This is a genomic window from Paractinoplanes ovalisporus (genome assembly GCF_016834655.1).
Lineage (GTDB): Bacteria > Actinomycetota > Actinomycetes > Mycobacteriales > Micromonosporaceae > Actinoplanes > Actinoplanes ovalisporus.
In genome coordinates this window covers 168,241-184,261 of the sequence record NZ_JAENHP010000010.1, presented here as the reverse complement: position 1 = coordinate 184,261, position 16,021 = coordinate 168,241, and the positions used below count along the sequence as shown (strand labels likewise).

Here is a 16,021-nt window from a genome sequence, read left to right as displayed (position 1 = left end):
TCAGCACCTTTCTGCAGCGGCGGTGGACTCGAAATGGCGCCGCAGAACCGAGCGCCAGCGGTTGGCGGGCAGGTCCGGGCGCAGGGCGGCCAGCCCGGTGGCGTACTTGGAGACCGGGCACGGCCGGTGCGACAGCGACCACAGCAGCCGGTCGACCGGCGAGGTTGACCGGCCCGACTTCGTCTCGACGATCACCCGGCCCGGCGTGGTCAGCGCGGGCCCGCCGGGCAGCGTCCAGGTCAGGTGCTCGTCGATGGTGACTCGGCTGCTGGTCGAGGGGAGGAACAGCGTGGTGCGTTCGTACGCGGTGGTCAGGGCCAGATCGAAGCGGAACCCCTCGGCGGCGACCCCGGCGTCGGCCAGCGCGGCGACGGCCAGATCGCGCATGTCGGGGTCGAGGTGGGTGCGGCCACCCTCGTACGGGAACCGGGTCTTGACCGTCGTGCCCCGGGGACCGCGGGTCTTGGTCTCCAGAAAGTGCGTGCCGGAGTCGAGATAGCTGCGGATCCGCACCTTGAACCGCCGTCGCCGCCGGTGCGCCGTCGTCAGGTAGCTGTCCAGGCCGGGGGTGTCGAGATAGGCCGACCGGTATCGGAATCGCTGCCGGCGGTCGATCCGCAGGACCCTGGTGCCGGCGGGCAGTCCGGCCAGCACCTGCGGCAGCACGGCGACCGGCAGCAGATATTTGCGGTCGACCCGGGTCAGCAGCCCCGCACGGTCGACCAGCTCGTCCAGCCCGATCGGCGCCAGCTCGTCCAGGCTCATCGGACGGCCATCCGCTCGGCCCGGGCCGGCTCAACCGGAGCGTGGTGCGGTGACGCGGTCGTCACCACGTAGCGGACGTCGGCCAGGGTGGTGTCGTTGACCAGGTCGACGTGCTTGATCGAGAGGTTGACGACGCGGCCGTTCAGCACCATCTCGAGATGCGCGCGCAGCGACTCCTCATCGGTCCAGGCGACGTCCAGCTGCAACGTCCGGTGGCGGTAGCGGCGGAACAGCCGCGGATGATCCCCGACGTAGAGCGCCCCGACGATCAGCACCATCAGGCTGCCGACCAGCAGATCGACCGAGCCGCCGAGCCCGACGAGCAGGCCGAGGGCGAGCGCGGCGAAGTAGTACGCCACCTCGTGCTGGGCGATCTCGTCGGAGCGCAGCCGGATGATCGACAGCACCCCGAACAGACCCAGGCCGAGGCCGGCCCCCACCGTGGAGGAGCCGAGGACGAGGGCGACCGCGAGCACCCCGATGTTGACGCCCAGGAAGGCGACGACGAGGTCGCGCCGGTGGTGGCGGGGAAAGTAGATCCCAAAGGTCAGAACCCCGATGGCGACGAGGTCCACCCCGACCGCGAGCAACTGGTTCACGAAGACGTTCCCTCACTGGAGGCCGATGACCTTTCCAGTACGCCCGGGGAACCTTTTCGCATCCTGTGGATCCTCTATACCTCAGATGTGGCGTTAACCCCGCGTCCACCGGGGGTTTACGTTCCCCGTACGAGGAACTGACACCGGTCGTTCCGGGAGTGCCTACGGTCGGCTGGATGACGAACCTTCGCAGGCTCGGGCTGCTCGCCGCTGTGTTGCTGCTGCCGCTGACCACTGCGGGCGCGTGCACCGGCCGTCTGGAAGCGGCGCCCGGCCGGACCAACGTCGTCCTGGTCCTCACCGACGATCTGGCGACGAACCTCGTGCAGTACATGCCCAACGTCCAGAAGCTGGCGGCTGAGGGCACCACATTCGCCAACTACACAGTGACCGACTCGCTGTGCTGCCCGTCCAGGTCGTCGATTCTGACCGGGCGATTCCCGCACAACACCGGCGTCTTCACCAACACCCCGCCCGACGGGGGCTATTCGGTGTTCGCGGAGCAACAGGAGAAAGACACCTTCGCCACCGCGCTGCGGGACCACGGCTACCGCACCGCGATGATGGGCAAATATCTCAACGGGTACGGGCCGGGCGAGCACGGTGTGCGCCCCGGCTGGACCGACTGGGCGGTCGCCGGCAACGGCTACGGCGGGTACGACTACGACCTCAACGAGAACGGCACCGTGCGTCACTACGGCAAGGGGCCCGGCGACTACCTGACCACGGTGATCAGCGGCCGGGCCCAGCGGTTCATCACCGACTCGGCCGAGGCCGGCGATCCGTTCCTGCTCGAGGTCGCCACGTTCACTCCGCACGGGCCGTTCGTTCCGGCGCCCGAGGACAAAGATGCGTTCCCGGGCCTGAAGGCGCCTCGCGGCCCGCCTTCGACACCCTGCCCACCGACGCGCCGGGATGGCTGGCCGGCAGGGAGCCGTTGACTGCGCAGGATGTCCGGCGTATCGACACCGCGTACCGCAAACGCGCCCAGACCGTGCTGTCGGTCGACCGGATGATCGGCGATCTGCGCGCGACCCTGGAGAAGGCGGGCGTGGCCGACCGTACGGTCGTGTTGTTCACCTCGGACAACGGCTTCCACATGGGCGAGCACCGGCTGACCCCGGGCAAGCAGACCGCGTTCGACACCGACGTCACCGTGCCCCTGATCGTGGCCGGCGAGGGAGTGCGGGCGGGCGTCACCGTGGAGCAGCCGGTCGAGAACATCGACCTGCGGCCCTCGTTCGAGCAGCTCGGCGGGTTGACCAGCGGGCCCGGCGTGGACGGCCGCAGCCTGGTGCCGCTGCTCGCCGGGGAGGCGCCGGCCGACTGGAAGAAGGTGGGGCTGGTCGAGCACCACAGCCCCCGGCACCGACCCCGACGATCCCGACAAGCAGGGGAAGGACGCGGCGAATCCACCGACGTACGCGGCGCTGCGCGCACCCGGCTGGACCTACGTCGAATACAGCGACCGCACCGCCGAGTACTACGACAACGTCAAGGATCCCGACCAGCTCGAGAACCTGGCGGCGACCCTGCCGGCCGAGCGGCGGGCCCAGCTGCACAGCCGGCTCAGCCGCCTGCAGGACTGCTCCGGCGCCGCCGGTTGCCGGGCCGCCGCCGGTTAGCGACGCCGCCGACAACACGACGCTACGGTTGCGTTCCGTCGTGAAAGGGCCTAGGTTCATGACGTCGATACGAACCCGTTTCGTCCCGCGACAGCGTCGAGATCGGAGCACGACGGCATGACCCAGGCGACCGTCGCCGGGCCCTCCACCGGGCCGGCGACCGAGGAACTGGACCCGATCCTCGTCCACATCGAACTAGTTCGGCACGCGTTGATGGACGACGTCCTCCTGACCGGCCGGCCGCTGTGGCTCTGGACCGAAGCCGCCGTCTGGGCACTGGTCGCCGGCGTCGGCGGCTACACCTGGTTCTGGCGCGGCGAGAAGGACTACGGCCGTGGCTGACGTCGAGAAGGTGCCGACCGTCATCGCCGACAACGCGCATGTTGTCTATCGCGTGCACGGGTCTGTCGGGGCTTCCCGGTCCTCGCCGGTGAGCAGCTTCCGGCGGCTGGTCACCGGACGCCGCCGCAGCGGCACGCGGGAGATCCACGCGGTCAAGGGCGTCAGCTTCGTCGCGTACCGGGGTGAGGCCATCGGGCTGATCGGCACCAACGGCTCGGGCAAGTCGACCCTGCTGCGGGCGATCGCCGGCCTGCTGCCGGTCGAGCCGGGCGGCGCGATCTATGCCGCCGGGCAGCCCTCGCTGCTGGGGGTCAACCCCGTGCTGGTCGACAACCTCTCCGGCGCGGGCAACGTCAAGCTCGGCCTGCTGGCCATGGGCCTGAGCCCGGCCCGGGCCCGGCAGCAGGCGCCGGGCATCATCGAGTTCTCCGGCATCGACGAGCACGACGACTACAGCTCGATGCCGATGAGCACCTACTCCAGCGGCATGGCGGCCCGGCTGCGCTTCGCGATCGCGGCGGCCCGCCGGCACGATGTGCTGCTGATCGACGAGGCGCTGGCCACCGGGGACGCCCGGTTCCGCCGCCGCAGCGAGCAGCGGGTCCGCGAGCTGCGCGCCGAGGCCGGCACCGTCTTCCTGGTCAGCCACAGCGAGCAGTCGATCCGCGACACCTGCGAACGTGCGATCTGGCTCGAGTCCGGTGCCATCCAGGCCGACGGGCCGACCGGGGAGGTGCTGCGGGAGTACGAGACCTACGTCCGGAAGGGACCCGCTACTCCTCGGCCTGGTCCGGGTTCTCGTAGCGCGTGAGCATGGCGTCCCAGTCGAGCACGCCGACCCGGTCGGCCCACTCCTGCCAGCGGCGGGCCATCGCGGCGACCCGGGCCGGGTCGGCGGCGGACCGGTCGTCCAGTTCCGTACGGTCCTCGTCGATGTTGTAGAGCTCCCACCGCCCCGGGTGGTCGCGGACGAGCTTCCACGGTCCGATGCGGATGGCGGCGTTGCCGATGTGCTCCCAGAACAGCGGCGCCTCCTCCACCGCGCCGCCGCGCAGCGCGGGCAGCATGGACCGGCCCTCGACCTCGGCCGGGGGCAGCCCGGCCGCCTCGAGCAGCGTGGGCAGCACGTCGACCAGCTGGAAGGCCTCGTGGACGACCGCGCGCGAGGCCAGCCCGCCGGCCGGCCAGCGCATCAGGAACGGGGTGGAGATGCCGCCCTCGTGCACCCACCGCTTGTATTTGCGCATCGGGGTGTTGGACAGGTTGGCCCACGGCACCCCGTAACTGGCGTACGTGTCCTCGGGCCCCGGCTCGATGTCGGTGAAGTTGCCGGGGCGCACGGGGCGGCCGTCGCGGGTGCCGGTGCGCAGCACGCTGTCCTTCTGAGCGAACTGTTCCGGCGTCCCGATCGGCAGTTCCTCGGCCGAGGCGCCGTTGTCGGACAGGAACACCACGATGGTGTCGTCGGCCCGGCCCGAGCGTTCGATCGCGTCCAGCACCGTCCGCACGCCGTCGTCGAGGGCGCGCACCTGGGCCGCGTACGTCTCCATCCGCCGGGCCTGCCAGGCCTGGTTCTCGGCATGGTCCCAGGCCGGCTGGGACGGGTCGCGTTCGCTCAGCGGGGTGCCGTCGGCGATGATGCCCTCTTCGATCAACCGGCTCAGGCGCTTCTCCCGCAGCGCGTCCCAGCCCTCGTCGAACTCGCCGGCGAACGACGCGACATCGGAGGACCGGGCGTGCAGTGGCCAGTGCGGAGCGGTGAAGGCCAGATAGAGGAAGTACGGCTGGTCGCCGGGGTGCGCGTCGATCCAACCGGCCGCCTCACGGGCGATGGCCGAGGTGTAGTAGAAGTCCGGGTCGTCGCGGGCGTCGGTGGCCGGCGCCTCCTGGCGGGTCAGCGTCTGCGGGTCGTAGTAGCTGCCGCAGCCGGCCAGGGTGCCGAAGAACCGGTCGAAGCCGCGCCGGGTGGGCCAGGAATCGTTGGGGGTGCCGGCGTCGGCGGCCAGGTGCCACTTGCCGCTGAGCCAGGTGGTCCAGCCGTGGTCGCGCAGCCGTTCGGCGATGGTGGCGCAGGCCGGGTCGAGCGTGCCAGGGTAGCCGTGCGGCCGGTCGGGGCGGGTGAGCACGCCGATGCCGGTCTGGTGCGGGTGCAGGCCGGTCAGCAGCGACGCCCGCGACGGGCTGCACCGGGCCGTGTTGTAGAACTGCGAGAGCCTTACTCCGTGGCGTCCGAGCGCGTCGAGCGCCGGCGTCGCGATCTCACTGCCGTAGCACCCCAGATCCGAGAAACCGAGGTCGTCGGCGAGGATGAGAACGATATTGGGCGACGGCATGCCGTCATGAGAACAGATATAGTTACCGCATGCAACTAACCAGCTTCGGCACCTCCGAGGACCTGGGCCGGGTCAATGCGTCGCTCGTGCTGCGGAAGGTGCTGGCCGAGGGGCCGCTGGCGCGGGCCGAGATCGCCGACCGCCTGGGGTTGCGCCGCGCCACGGTCACCCGGGTCGCGGCCCGGCTGCTCGAGATCGGCGTGCTGCGCGAGGGCGAGCCCAACCGGTCCAATCCGGGGCGTCCGACCGTGCCGCTCGAGCTGGGCGGGCACGACCGGGTGGTGCTCACGGCCCACTTCGGCACCCGGGAACTGCGCGTGGGCTCGGTGAACATCCGCGGCGAGATGCTGCAGGAGAGCCGCCGGCCCTATGCCGACCCCTCCCCCGAGGCGGTCGCCGACATGGCCCGCGAGGGCCTCGCGACGCTCGCCGGCGAGCTGCGCGGCGGTGAGACGCGGGTGCTCGGGGTGGGCGCCAGCATCGCCGGCTGGGTCGACCCGGCGACCGGGGTGGTGGCCCGGTTCGCGCCGCTGGGCTGGACCGACGTGCCGTTCGGCCGGCTGCTGACCGACGAGCTCGAGCTGCCGCACTATTTCGACCAGACCGTACGCGGCCTGGCCCTGGCCGAGCGGATGATCGGCGCCGCCCGCGGCCACCAGGACCTGCTGATGCTCTGGGTCGGCAACGTGCTCGGGGCCGCGATCGTCAACGAGGGCGTCGCCCGCCAGGGCCCGCGCGGGGCGGCGGGGTCGATCGCCCACTTCCCGGTGGCCGAGCACGGCCACGCCTGCGAGTGCGGGCGCACCGACTGCCTGCAGCAACTGCTCACCGACGGCGCGATCCTGCGCGACGCGATCGCCGCCGGCATCGTCCGTCCGAGCGCCTCGATCCGTACGTTGGTGCAGGTGGCGGCGGACGGCGACGAGGCCGCCACCACGCTGATGGCCGAGCGCGGCGCGGTGCTGGGGCGGGCCGCGGCGGCGATGAGCAACCTGGTCAACCCGCCGCTGGTCGTCGTGGGCGGGCTGGTGCCGACCGCCCGGGGGTTCATGCCCGCGTTCACCGAGGCGTTCGAGCGCGACGGTGAGCGCGCGGGCGAGATCGAGGTGGCCGGTTCGGCCTTCGGCGACGCCGCCCCCACGATCGCCTCGGCCGCCTTCCTGCTGGACGCGTTCTACCGGGATCCGTTCGCCTTCAGCCCGGCCTGAGACCGACGCGCCGAAAACATACCCATGCGGTATAGGTTGCATTTAGTTGTAGGCGGTAACTATGGTGTGACGATGATCGCACTGAAGCCACGCGCCACCGCAGTGGCCGCCGCCGGGGTGGCATTGGTCCTCGCCGCCGCCGGGTGCACCTCCGCCGTGAACCAGCAGGGTGACGCGGGCGGCACGCCGTCGCGCGGCGGCACGCTGCGCATCGTCCAGGGCGCCGACGTCCAGCCGGCCACCCTCATGTCGCAGAACAATCCGAACTTCAGCCTGACCCGCACGGTCTTCAATTCCTTGATCCAGTACGACCACAAGACGCTGGAGCCGCTGCCCGAGCTGGCCACCAAGTGGGAGACCTCGGGCGACGGCAAGACGCTCACGTTCACGCTGCGCGAGGGCGTGAAGTTCCACGACGGGCGCGCCTTCACCGCCGCCGACGTCATCGCCGACCTCGAGATCATCCAGAAGGCCGAGGTCGCCTCGCAGGTCAAGGGCATCGCCAAGCAGATCGCCGAGATGAAGGCGGACGGCGACACCAAGCTGACGATCACCTTCAAGCAGGCCATGAGCAACACGCTCGACCTGTTCCTGATGATGCCGATCATCGACCCGAAGACGGCCGACGACATCTTCGCCGGCAAGTCGTTCAACGGCACCGGCCCGTTCAAGGTCGAGAAGTACACGCCCGGCCAGGGCTTCGACCTCAAGCGCAACGACCAGTACTGGGACAGCGGCAAGCCCCTGCTCGACGGCGTGACCATCACCGTCGTACGGGACTCGCAGTCGATGCTGTCGTCGCTCAAGGCGGGGCAGAGTGACCTCGCGCTCGACCTGGCGCCGCTGGACGCCACCACGATCAAGAACGACCCGGCGTACAAGCTCGTCGAGTCCGACGCCAACGACTCGGTCGCCTACGCCGGCTACAACGTCACCGTGCCGCTGCTGGGCGACAAGAAGGTGCGGCAGGCCATCTCGTACGCGATCGACCGCGAACGCATCCTCTCGCAGGTCTACGGCGGCATCGGCCAGGTCACCTCGCTGCCCTGGGCGCCCAGCTCCCCCGCCTACGACCAGGCCAAGGCCAAGCACTTCACGCACGACGTGGACAAGGCCAAGAGCCTGCTGCAGGAGGCCGGCGCGACCGGCAAGACGGTCAACGTCTACTACGACTCCGGTTTCGGGCCCAACAACGGCCTGGCCGAGATCGTCCAGTTCGACCTGACCGCGGCCGGGCTCAAGCCGAACCTGCAGCCGTTGCAGGCCAGCGACTTCCTGAGCAAGCTGCGCTCGGGCGGTTTCGACGGCATGTTCCTGACCGCCCACGGCTTCGGCCAGATCAGCCCGGCCACGCTGCTGGGCGGCGCGTTCCCGTTCAACTTCACCAAGAACGCCTCGTCCTTCGTGAGCCCCGACTACCAGCAGCTCGCCGAGAAGGTCTGGTTCAGCCCCGGCAAACCCGACGCCCAGGCCCTCGCGCAGGTCAACGACTTCCTGCTCGACCAGCAGTTCGTCAGCGACCTGGTGACCAGCACCCACACCTTCGCGACCACCAGCAAGCTGCAGGGCCTGGAGTGGACGATGCTCGACTACCTCGACCTCGACGACGCGTCGCTGGCGAAGTAGAAGTGATGCTCCGTTATCTGTTGCGCAGGCTGCCGGCGGCCCTGGTGGTGCTGCTGGCGGCCTCGCTCGCCATCTTCTTCCTGCTGCGGCTGTCGTCCGGTGATCCGGCGGCCACCCTGGCCGGGCCGGACGCGAGCGACGAGACGGTGGCCGCGATCCGCAGCAGCCTCGGCCTGGACGAACCGCTGATCACGCAGTATCTGATCTGGCTCAAGGGCGTGGTCACCGGCGACCTCGGCACCTCGTACATCCTGCACGCCCCGATCGCCCAGCTGATCGGGGAGAGCCTCGGCAACACGGTGCTGCTGGCCGCGGGCGCGCTGCTGCTGGCGGTCGTCGGCGGCAGCATGCTCGGCTATCTGATGGGAACCGTGCGCAACCGCGCGGTGCAGAACGTGCTCGGCGCGCTCACCTCGCTCGGGGTGGCCGTCCCGACGTACGTCACGGGTGTGCTCCTGATCCTGGTCTTCGCCGTGACGTATCGGGTGCTGCCGTCGGGCGGCGTCGGGCCCGGCCTGAGCGACTTCGAGATCGGCGTGCAATACCTGCTGATGCCCGCGGTCGCGCTGAGCCTGCCGACCGGTGCCACGCTGGCCCGCTTTCTGGCCGCCTCGCTGCGGCACACCCTCGACCAGGACTTCGTGCAGACCGGCATCGCCAAGGGCCTGCGCCGCCGGCGGCTGATGACCGCGCACGTCGTGCCGAACGCGCTGCCGCCGGTCACCACCGTGCTCGGGATCCAGATCGGCCAGCTGCTCGGCGGCGCCATCATCGTCGAGACGATCTTCGCCTGGCCCGGCGTCGGTCAGCTGCTGCTGCAGGCCGTGACCGGCCGGGACTACCTGCTCACCCAGGATCTGCTGCTGATCGCGGTGGCCGTCTTCATCGTCGTGCAGATCGCCACCGACGTGATCGACGCGGCGATCGACCCCCGCATCCGGATGGAGCGCGCATGAACGGCCTGATGCGCGGACTGCGCTCTCAAGAAGCGGTCATCGGCCTGGCCGTCGTCGTGGTGATCCTCGGCGCGGGCCTGCTGGCGCCGCTGCTCGCACCCCATTCCCCGTACGCACAGACCTCCGAGACGTTCCTGCCGCCGTCGGCGTCGCACTGGCTGGGCACCGACGAATACGGCCGTGACCTGTTCAGCCGGGTCCTCTACGGCATCCGTCAGGACCTGCTGGTCGGGGCGGTCGCCGTGCCGATCGGCGCGGTCGCGGGCACGGTCCTCGGGCTGGTCAGCACCGTGTGGGGCTGGCTCGACACGGTCATCCAGCGGCTGTTCGACGTCACGCTGGCCTTCACCAGCCTGGTCATGGGCGTCACGGTCGCGGCCGTGATCGGGCCCGGCCTCCCCGCCGTGCTGATCACCGTGAGCCTGGTCAACGTGCCCCTGTTCGGCCGGCTCACCCGCAACGCGGTCAAGAGCCTGCAGACCCGCGACTACGTGACCGCCGCCCGCATCGTCGGTGTGCAGCCAGTACGGCTGCTGTTCCGTCACCTGCTGCCCAACGCGCTGGACGCACTGGTCGTGCAGGCCGCGCTCAGCCTCTCGCTCGCCGTCTTCATCGAGGGCGCGATGAGCTTCGTCGGCATCGGCGTGCGCCCGCCCGAACCGTCGCTGGGCTCGCTGCTGCGCACCAGCATCACGTTCCTCGACCGCTCCCCGCTCTATGCCCTGGCGCCGATGGTCGTGGTCACCGCGCTGGTGCTGGCGTTCAACCTGATCGGGGACGGCCTCAACAAAGGACTCCTGCGGCGATGACACTCCTCGAGGTACGCAACCTCGTCACCACGTTCCACACCGCCGACGGCCCGGTCGAGGCGGTCCGCGACGTCAGCTTCGACCTCGACGCGGGCGAGACCCTGGCCCTGGTCGGCGAGTCCGGCTCGGGCAAGTCGGTGACCGCGCTGTCGCTGCTGAACATGGTGCGCCGGCCCGGCCGCATCGAGGGCGGCGAGGTGCTGCTGGACGGCCGCAACCTGCTCGGGCTGGGCGGGAACGAGATGCGAGCGGTCCGCGGCGGCGAACTCAGCATGATCTTCCAGGACCCCGTGTCGTCGCTGAACCCGCTGCTCAAGGTGCGGGCGCAGCTCACCGAGGCCGTACTGGCCCACCGGCGGATGCCGAGGCGGGCGGCCGAGCAGCGCGCGGTCGAGCTGATGACCCGGGTCGGCATCCCCGACCCCGAGGCCCGCTTGTCCGACCATCCCCTGGCGTTCTCGGGCGGCATGGCCCAGCGCGTGATGATCGCGATGGCGCTGGCCGGCGACCCCAAGGTGATCATCGCGGACGAGCCGACGACCGCGCTCGACGTGACGATCCAGGCCCAGATCCTGGAGCTGCTGGCCGAGCTCAACCGCGAGAACGGCACCGCGGTCATCCTGATCACGCACAACCTGGGCATCGTGGCCCGGCTGTGCCAACGGGTGGCCGTCATGTTCAACGGCGAGATCGTCGAGCAGGGCACCACCGACGAGATCTTCAGCGCGCCCCGCCACACGTACACCAAGGATCTGCTGGCCGCCACGCCCTCGCTGCGCCGCCCGCGCCCGGCCCTGCCCACTCCGGAACAGCCCGAACCGCTGCTCGAGGTGCTCGACCTGACCAAGGCGTACAAGTCCCGGGGACGCACGCTGCAAGCCGTGGCGGGGGTGTCGTTCGACGTCGGCCGGGGCGAGACGGTGGGGCTGGTCGGCGAATCCGGCTGCGGCAAGTCCACGATCGCCAAACTCGTGCTCGGCATCGAGGAGCCGAGTTCGGGCCTGATCTCGTACGGCGGAAGGCCCGTCACCGGTCTGCGGGGCGCGGCCCAGCGCTCGTACAACGGCAAGGTCCAGCTGGTCTTCCAGAACCCGATGTCCTCGCTCAACCCCCGGATGACGGTCGGGCAGGCGATCGGAGAAACCTTGCGCGTACGGGGTTCGGGCCCGTCGCGGGTGGCCGAACTGCTCGAGCTGGTGGGTCTGCCGGCGAGCGCGGCCGGTCGCTATCCGCACGAGTTCTCCGGCGGGCAGCGTCAGCGCATCGTCATCGCCCGCGCGCTGGCCGTCGAGCCCGAACTGATCGTCTGCGACGAGGCCGTGGCCGCGCTCGACGTGTCGTTGCAGGCGCAGATCATCGCCCTGCTGCGCGACCTGCAGTCCCGGCTCGGCCTGTCCTATCTGTTCATCGGGCACGACCTGGCGTCCGTACGCGATGTGTCGGCCCGCATGCTGGTGATGTATCTCGGCGAGATCGTCGAGAGCGGGCCGTCGGACGACGTGACGGCGGCGCCCCTGCACCCGTACGCGGCGAGCCTGCTCTCCTCCGTACCGGAACCTGATCCTCAGGTCGAGCGGGAGCGGGAACGCATCGTGCTGCGCGGCGAGGTGCCGACCCCGCTGAACCCGCCGCCCGGATGCCGGTTCCACACCCGCTGCCCGATCGGCCCGATCGCCCGCCCAAACCGCGCGATCTGCCGCACCGACAAGCCCCCGCTGCTCCAGGTCTCCCCCGGCCGGAGCGCGGCCTGCCATTTCCCCGGCGAGTTGAGCGCGATCGGAGGGAGGTAGAGCGACGATCCCCGGTCGTGACCCGCCCGGAGTCGCGGCCCGTCGACAAGTGGAGGAATCCATGCGCGTTTTGACCGGTACCGCCGTCGTGGCCGCCCTGCTGGCCACCTCGGTCCCCCAACCCGCCGCGGCCGCCGCCACCGTGCAGATCGCGGTGAGCCCGAACCGCTACGTCACCAACGACGGCGTGCCGGTGGGTGACATCCCGGCCGCGATGATCGGCTCCAACCAGCGCTGGCCCGACGACGGCAAGGGCGTCTGGAACAGCGCCGCCGGCCGCCCGGCCGACAACATCGTGTCGCTCAGCAAGAACGCCGGCCTCGACATGCTGCGCTATCCCGGCGGCACGGTGGCCAACCTGTTCGACTTCACCAAGGCGATCGGCCGGGCCGCCCAGCGCGGCTGCCAGACCTCGGGCGGCTTCGCCAACGGCCAGTTCTCCCCCACCGACAGCCGGTTCGGCCCCGACGAGAACGAGAAGATGGCCGACGCGATCGGCGGCCGGACCCAGATCATGGTCCCGACGATCAACCGGACCGCCGCCGACGCCGCCAACTACGTCGAATACATGAACTCGCCCGCCGACGGCGCGGCGACCAACCCCAACGGCGGCACCGACTGGGCCGAGGTCCGCGCGGCCAACGGGCACCCGGCGCCGTACGGGATCCACTACTGGGAATACGGCAACGAGCCCTACCACAACGACCAGATCTATTGGCGGTCCACCGATCCGGCCGTGCGCGTGCAGCAGTTCATCGAGGGCGGCTGGCAGCGGCAGACCGCGGCCAATGCGCCGTACGCCAACAACGACGGTCTTTTCAGCGGCTGCGACCTGGCCAACCGCAAGACCGCCAACGGGCAGCCGAACCAGAGTTACCGCGCACGGTTCGCGCCGATCGCCCTGCCCGGTGACGCGATCGGCAAACCGGGCGTCGGCGAGCCGATCCTCGAGCCGGTGCTGAAGGTCAACGGCGTGGTCTGGAAGCGGGTCAACGTCCTGACCAACCAGGCCGCGAACGCGCAGGTCTACCGCATCACCCGCGCCGACGGCGGCGTGCACTTCGGCGACGGCACGCACGGCGCGAAGCCGCCCGCCGGGGCCACCCTCTCGTTCGAATACGTCAGCGGCATCCACCAGGGCTTCCTGGCCTACCGCGACGCGATGAAGAAGGTCGACCCGTCGATCGAGGTCTGCTCCGGCTGGGGCCAGCCCCGGTTCATCGACGCCATGGGCACCCGCCCGTACGACTGCCTGGGCATCCACTCCTACAGCAGTCCCCCGGCCGACGGCACCCCCACCCGCTACAACAACCTGCAGTACGCCACGGTGAACCGCGACGCCGAGCTGCGCGACTTCCGCACCCGCCTGGCCGCCAAGTTCCCCGCCGCGGCGGCGCGACCCGAGCTGGTCGTGACCGAGTACGGCACCCTGATCTTCCCCGAGCCCGCCTATGAGGCCCGCCTGGCTCACGTGCTCTATCTGGGCGGGCAGTTCGCCGGGCAGATCGAGAACAACGTGCGCTTGTCCATCAACTCCAACACCGCCGATCTGCCCCTGGACAACGGCGGCTTCGACCCGGCCAACATGTTCGGCAGCGGGCCGCAGTTCCTCACCACCGGGCGGGCCGCGCTGTTCAGCCTGTACAAGTCGATGGTGGGCAGCCATGCGGTCAGCACCACGGTCACCGGCAACCCGTCGCTGACCTCCCCCAACGGCAACTACGGCGCGCTGCGGGTGGTCTCGGTCTGCGCCGGCAACCAGAACCGCCTGATGGTGCTCAACCGGGACCCGGCCAACCCGATCAGCGCCACCGTCACGCTGACCGGCCGTCAGGCCACCGGCTCGGCCACCGTGTCGACGCTGAACGCGGCGAGCGTCGAGTCGTACAACGCGCCGGAGCACCCCACGGACATCAGCATCCAGCGGTCCCAGGCGCCGACCAGCAACGGCACGTTGACGCACACGTTCCCCGCGCACAGCGCCACCCTGGTCGAGCTGACCGGCACCACCACCTGCGGCAGCTGAGAGGTGACCAGCGTCGCCCCGAACGTTCACGTTCGGGGCGACCGGCCTGGCGAAAACCGTGGTTACGGTAGATCGATGACGAGCCTCGGCGGTGGTCCGGGCCGGCCGATGCGCGACAGCGCCGGTCTGGGCTGGCGGCTGGCCGACGCCGCCAAGGTCGAGGACCCCCGGCAGCTCGACAGTTTCGCCGGCGCGCCCGCCACCCGCCTCACGATGGTGCTGGTGACCGCCGGCCGATACAGGATCGAGAGCCGCCACGGCCGCGGGTGGCGCCGGGCCGACTACGCGCCCGGTTCGGTCGGGCTGACCACCCCGGGCTGGAACAACGTTCTCCGGTGGCGGTCCAGCGGTCAGGAGCCGCTCGAGTCCCTGCATCTGCGGATCGGGCCGGCGGCGGTGCACGAGACGCTCGACGCGTTCGGGGTGCCGCACGACGACCTGGCCGGGCTCAACACCTTGACGGTCGACGACCCGTACGTGTCGGCGTCGCTGTCGGCCCTGGACCAGGCGCTCGACCAGAGAGCGCCCGGGTTGTACGCCGACGCCGTCGCCGAGTCGGTCGTCGTGCACCTCGTTCACCGCCGGCTGGCCGGCCCGGCCCAGCGCTCCCGCATCGTGCGGGACGCCGGCGCCCTGGGCGACCGCGACATGCGGCTGGTTCTCGACCACATGCAGGCCCACCTGGGCGACGACCTCGATCTGGAGACGCTGGCCGGCCTCGTCCACCTCAGCAAGCACCACTTCCTGCGGATGTTCACCCGGGCCAGCGGGCAGACCCCGCACCGCCGGCTGATCCAGATCCGGTTGCAGCACGCCGCCGCGCTGCTGCGCACCAGTCGGATGACCGTGCGGCAGGTCGCGATGGTGTGCGGTTACCGGAGCCCGAGCCAGTTCGCCGCGGCCTTCCAACGGCACTACGGTGTGTCGCCCTCGACCTATCGCCGCTGAGAACAGCAATTTTTGGTGATCTTGCCGCAATGGCGGGGCACGGCGGCTTCCGTACGGGGGCAACTCTCGGAGCGAAGCGACAACCGCTCGTACGGGAGGGAATCTCATGACAGGCAAGCTCACCGGCAAGGTCGCGATCGTCACCGGCGGAACGGCGAACCTGGGACGGCTCTTCGCCCAGGCCCTCGCCGACGACGGCGCGAACCTGGTCCTGCACTACAACAGCCCGCGCCGCGAGCAGGAGGCGCTCGAAGCGGTCAACGACATGAAGGCCCGCGGGGCCGAGGCGATCGCGGTGCAGGGCGACCTGACCGGCACCGCCACCGTGACCGGGCTCATCGACGCCACCCTGCAGCGGTTCGGGCAATGGGACATCCTGGTCAACACGTCCGGCATCATCGTGCGCAAGCCCCTGCAGGAAACCACCGAGCAGGAGTTCGACGCGTCGATCGCGATCAACACCAAGATCCCGTTCTTCCTCATGAAGGAGGCGGCCGGGCGGATGGCCGACAACGGGCGCATCATCAACATGGTCACCACCCAGGTCGCGGTCACCGCACCGACCTACTCCGCCTACGCGGGCAGCAAGGCGCCGGTCGAGCACTTCACGAAGGCCTTCGCCAAGGAGATCGGGCACCGCGGCATCACTGTCAACTGCATCGCCCCGGGGCCGCAGAAGACCAGCTTCCTCTACGGCGCGGAGACCGACGAGACGCTGGCGTGGCTGGCCGGCCAGACCATCAGCGGCGAGCTCGGCGACCCGGTCGACGTCGTGCCGGTGATGCGGTTCCTGGCGGCGCCGGAGACCCGGTGGGTGACCGCGCAGACGGTGTACGTCAACGGCGGCATGATCTCGCCGATCAACTGACCGCCCGCGCAGGATCTGGCGTACGAGGAACTGCTGCGTCCGGCCCGATAGGCGGCACCTGACCTTTTGACAGCGGGGCTCGGCCGGATCGTTCCGACCGAGCCCGCGTCCTGTTCCAGCTCGAGC

The 16,021-nt window shown here is 70.3% G+C and carries 15 protein-coding genes; 12 read left to right on the top strand and 3 right to left on the bottom strand.

From position 1 onward, the window contains the following. Both JIG36_RS28315 and JIG36_RS28310 read right to left on the bottom strand, forming a co-directional pair. Positions 1-765: a VTC domain-containing protein gene (locus JIG36_RS28315; protein ID WP_236048369.1), complete on the bottom strand. Its 765-nt coding sequence runs from the start codon at positions 763-765 to the stop codon at positions 1-3. Continuing rightward, on the bottom strand, positions 762-1,364 hold the full coding sequence (locus JIG36_RS28310; RefSeq protein WP_203379451.1) for a DUF4956 domain-containing protein: 603 nt from the start codon (positions 1,362-1,364) through the stop codon (positions 762-764). Before JIG36_RS28310 ends, JIG36_RS28315 begins: the two co-directional genes overlap by 4 nt. A 176-nt stretch (positions 1,365-1,540) precedes the next feature. Between JIG36_RS28310 and JIG36_RS53440 the strand changes: the two genes are divergently transcribed. The 4 genes from JIG36_RS53440 to JIG36_RS28295 all read left to right on the top strand — a co-directional run bounded on the left by JIG36_RS53440 (position 1,541) and on the right by JIG36_RS28295 (position 4,142). Beyond that, positions 1,541-2,305 (top strand): sulfatase-like hydrolase/transferase, encoded by a 765-nt coding sequence (locus JIG36_RS53440; protein WP_268919725.1) that lies wholly within the window; start codon positions 1,541-1,543, stop codon positions 2,303-2,305. Beyond that, positions 2,302-3,033 (top strand): sulfatase-like hydrolase/transferase, encoded by a 732-nt coding sequence (locus JIG36_RS53435; protein WP_268919724.1) that lies wholly within the window; start codon positions 2,302-2,304, stop codon positions 3,031-3,033. Before JIG36_RS53440 ends, JIG36_RS53435 begins: the two co-directional genes overlap by 4 nt. A 73-nt stretch (positions 3,034-3,106) precedes the next feature. After that, entirely contained in the window at positions 3,107-3,331 is a 225-nt protein-coding gene (locus JIG36_RS28300; protein WP_203379450.1) for a hypothetical protein, read from the top strand. Further along, on the top strand, positions 3,324-4,142 hold the full coding sequence (locus JIG36_RS28295; RefSeq protein WP_203379449.1) for an ABC transporter ATP-binding protein: 819 nt from the start codon (positions 3,324-3,326) through the stop codon (positions 4,140-4,142). Before JIG36_RS28300 ends, JIG36_RS28295 begins: the two co-directional genes overlap by 8 nt. On the opposite strand, the gene JIG36_RS28290 is transcribed toward JIG36_RS28295, so the two are convergent. Beyond that, entirely contained in the window at positions 4,105-5,664 is a 1,560-nt protein-coding gene (locus JIG36_RS28290; RefSeq protein WP_203379448.1) for an arylsulfatase, read from the bottom strand. The two genes, JIG36_RS28295 and JIG36_RS28290, sit on opposite strands and share 38 nt — an antisense overlap. A gap of 29 nt (positions 5,665-5,693) precedes the next feature. Between JIG36_RS28290 and JIG36_RS28285 the strand changes: the two genes are divergently transcribed. The 8 genes from JIG36_RS28285 to JIG36_RS28250 all read left to right on the top strand — a co-directional run bounded on the left by JIG36_RS28285 (position 5,694) and on the right by JIG36_RS28250 (position 15,895). Further along, on the top strand, positions 5,694-6,872 hold the full coding sequence (locus tag JIG36_RS28285) for an ROK family transcriptional regulator (RefSeq protein ID WP_203379447.1): 1,179 nt from the start codon (positions 5,694-5,696) through the stop codon (positions 6,870-6,872). A gap of 72 nt (positions 6,873-6,944) precedes the next feature. After that, complete coding sequence (locus tag JIG36_RS28280) at positions 6,945-8,498, top strand: ABC transporter substrate-binding protein (RefSeq protein WP_203379446.1); 1,554 nt, start codon at positions 6,945-6,947, stop codon at positions 8,496-8,498. 5 nt (positions 8,499-8,503) lie between these two features. Continuing rightward, positions 8,504-9,454 carry an ABC transporter permease gene (locus tag JIG36_RS28275; RefSeq protein WP_203379445.1) on the top strand — a complete coding sequence of 317 codons (951 nt, stop codon included), beginning with the start codon at positions 8,504-8,506 and terminating at the stop codon, positions 9,452-9,454. Next, positions 9,451-10,263 (top strand): ABC transporter permease, encoded by an 813-nt coding sequence (locus tag JIG36_RS28270; RefSeq protein ID WP_203379444.1) that lies wholly within the window; start codon positions 9,451-9,453, stop codon positions 10,261-10,263. The genes JIG36_RS28275 and JIG36_RS28270 overlap by 4 nt, the downstream gene beginning before the upstream one ends. Then, the gene (locus JIG36_RS28265; RefSeq protein WP_203379443.1) at positions 10,260-12,053 is read left to right on the top strand and encodes an ABC transporter ATP-binding protein; all 1,794 of its coding nucleotides are present in this window, start codon (positions 10,260-10,262) and stop codon (positions 12,051-12,053) included. Before JIG36_RS28270 ends, JIG36_RS28265 begins: the two co-directional genes overlap by 4 nt. A 61-nt stretch (positions 12,054-12,114) precedes the next feature. Further along, positions 12,115-14,079 carry an alpha-L-arabinofuranosidase family protein gene (locus tag JIG36_RS28260; protein WP_203379442.1) on the top strand — a complete coding sequence of 655 codons (1,965 nt, stop codon included), beginning with the start codon at positions 12,115-12,117 and terminating at the stop codon, positions 14,077-14,079. A gap of 75 nt (positions 14,080-14,154) precedes the next feature. Then, a complete protein-coding gene (locus JIG36_RS28255) occupies positions 14,155-15,027 on the top strand; it encodes a helix-turn-helix domain-containing protein (protein WP_203379441.1) in 873 nt (290 codons plus the stop codon). Between the two features lie 106 nt (positions 15,028-15,133). Next, positions 15,134-15,895, top strand: a complete 762-nt coding sequence (locus tag JIG36_RS28250) for an SDR family oxidoreductase (protein ID WP_203379440.1) — start codon at positions 15,134-15,136, stop codon at positions 15,893-15,895. Positions 15,896-16,021: the final 126 nt, after the last annotated feature.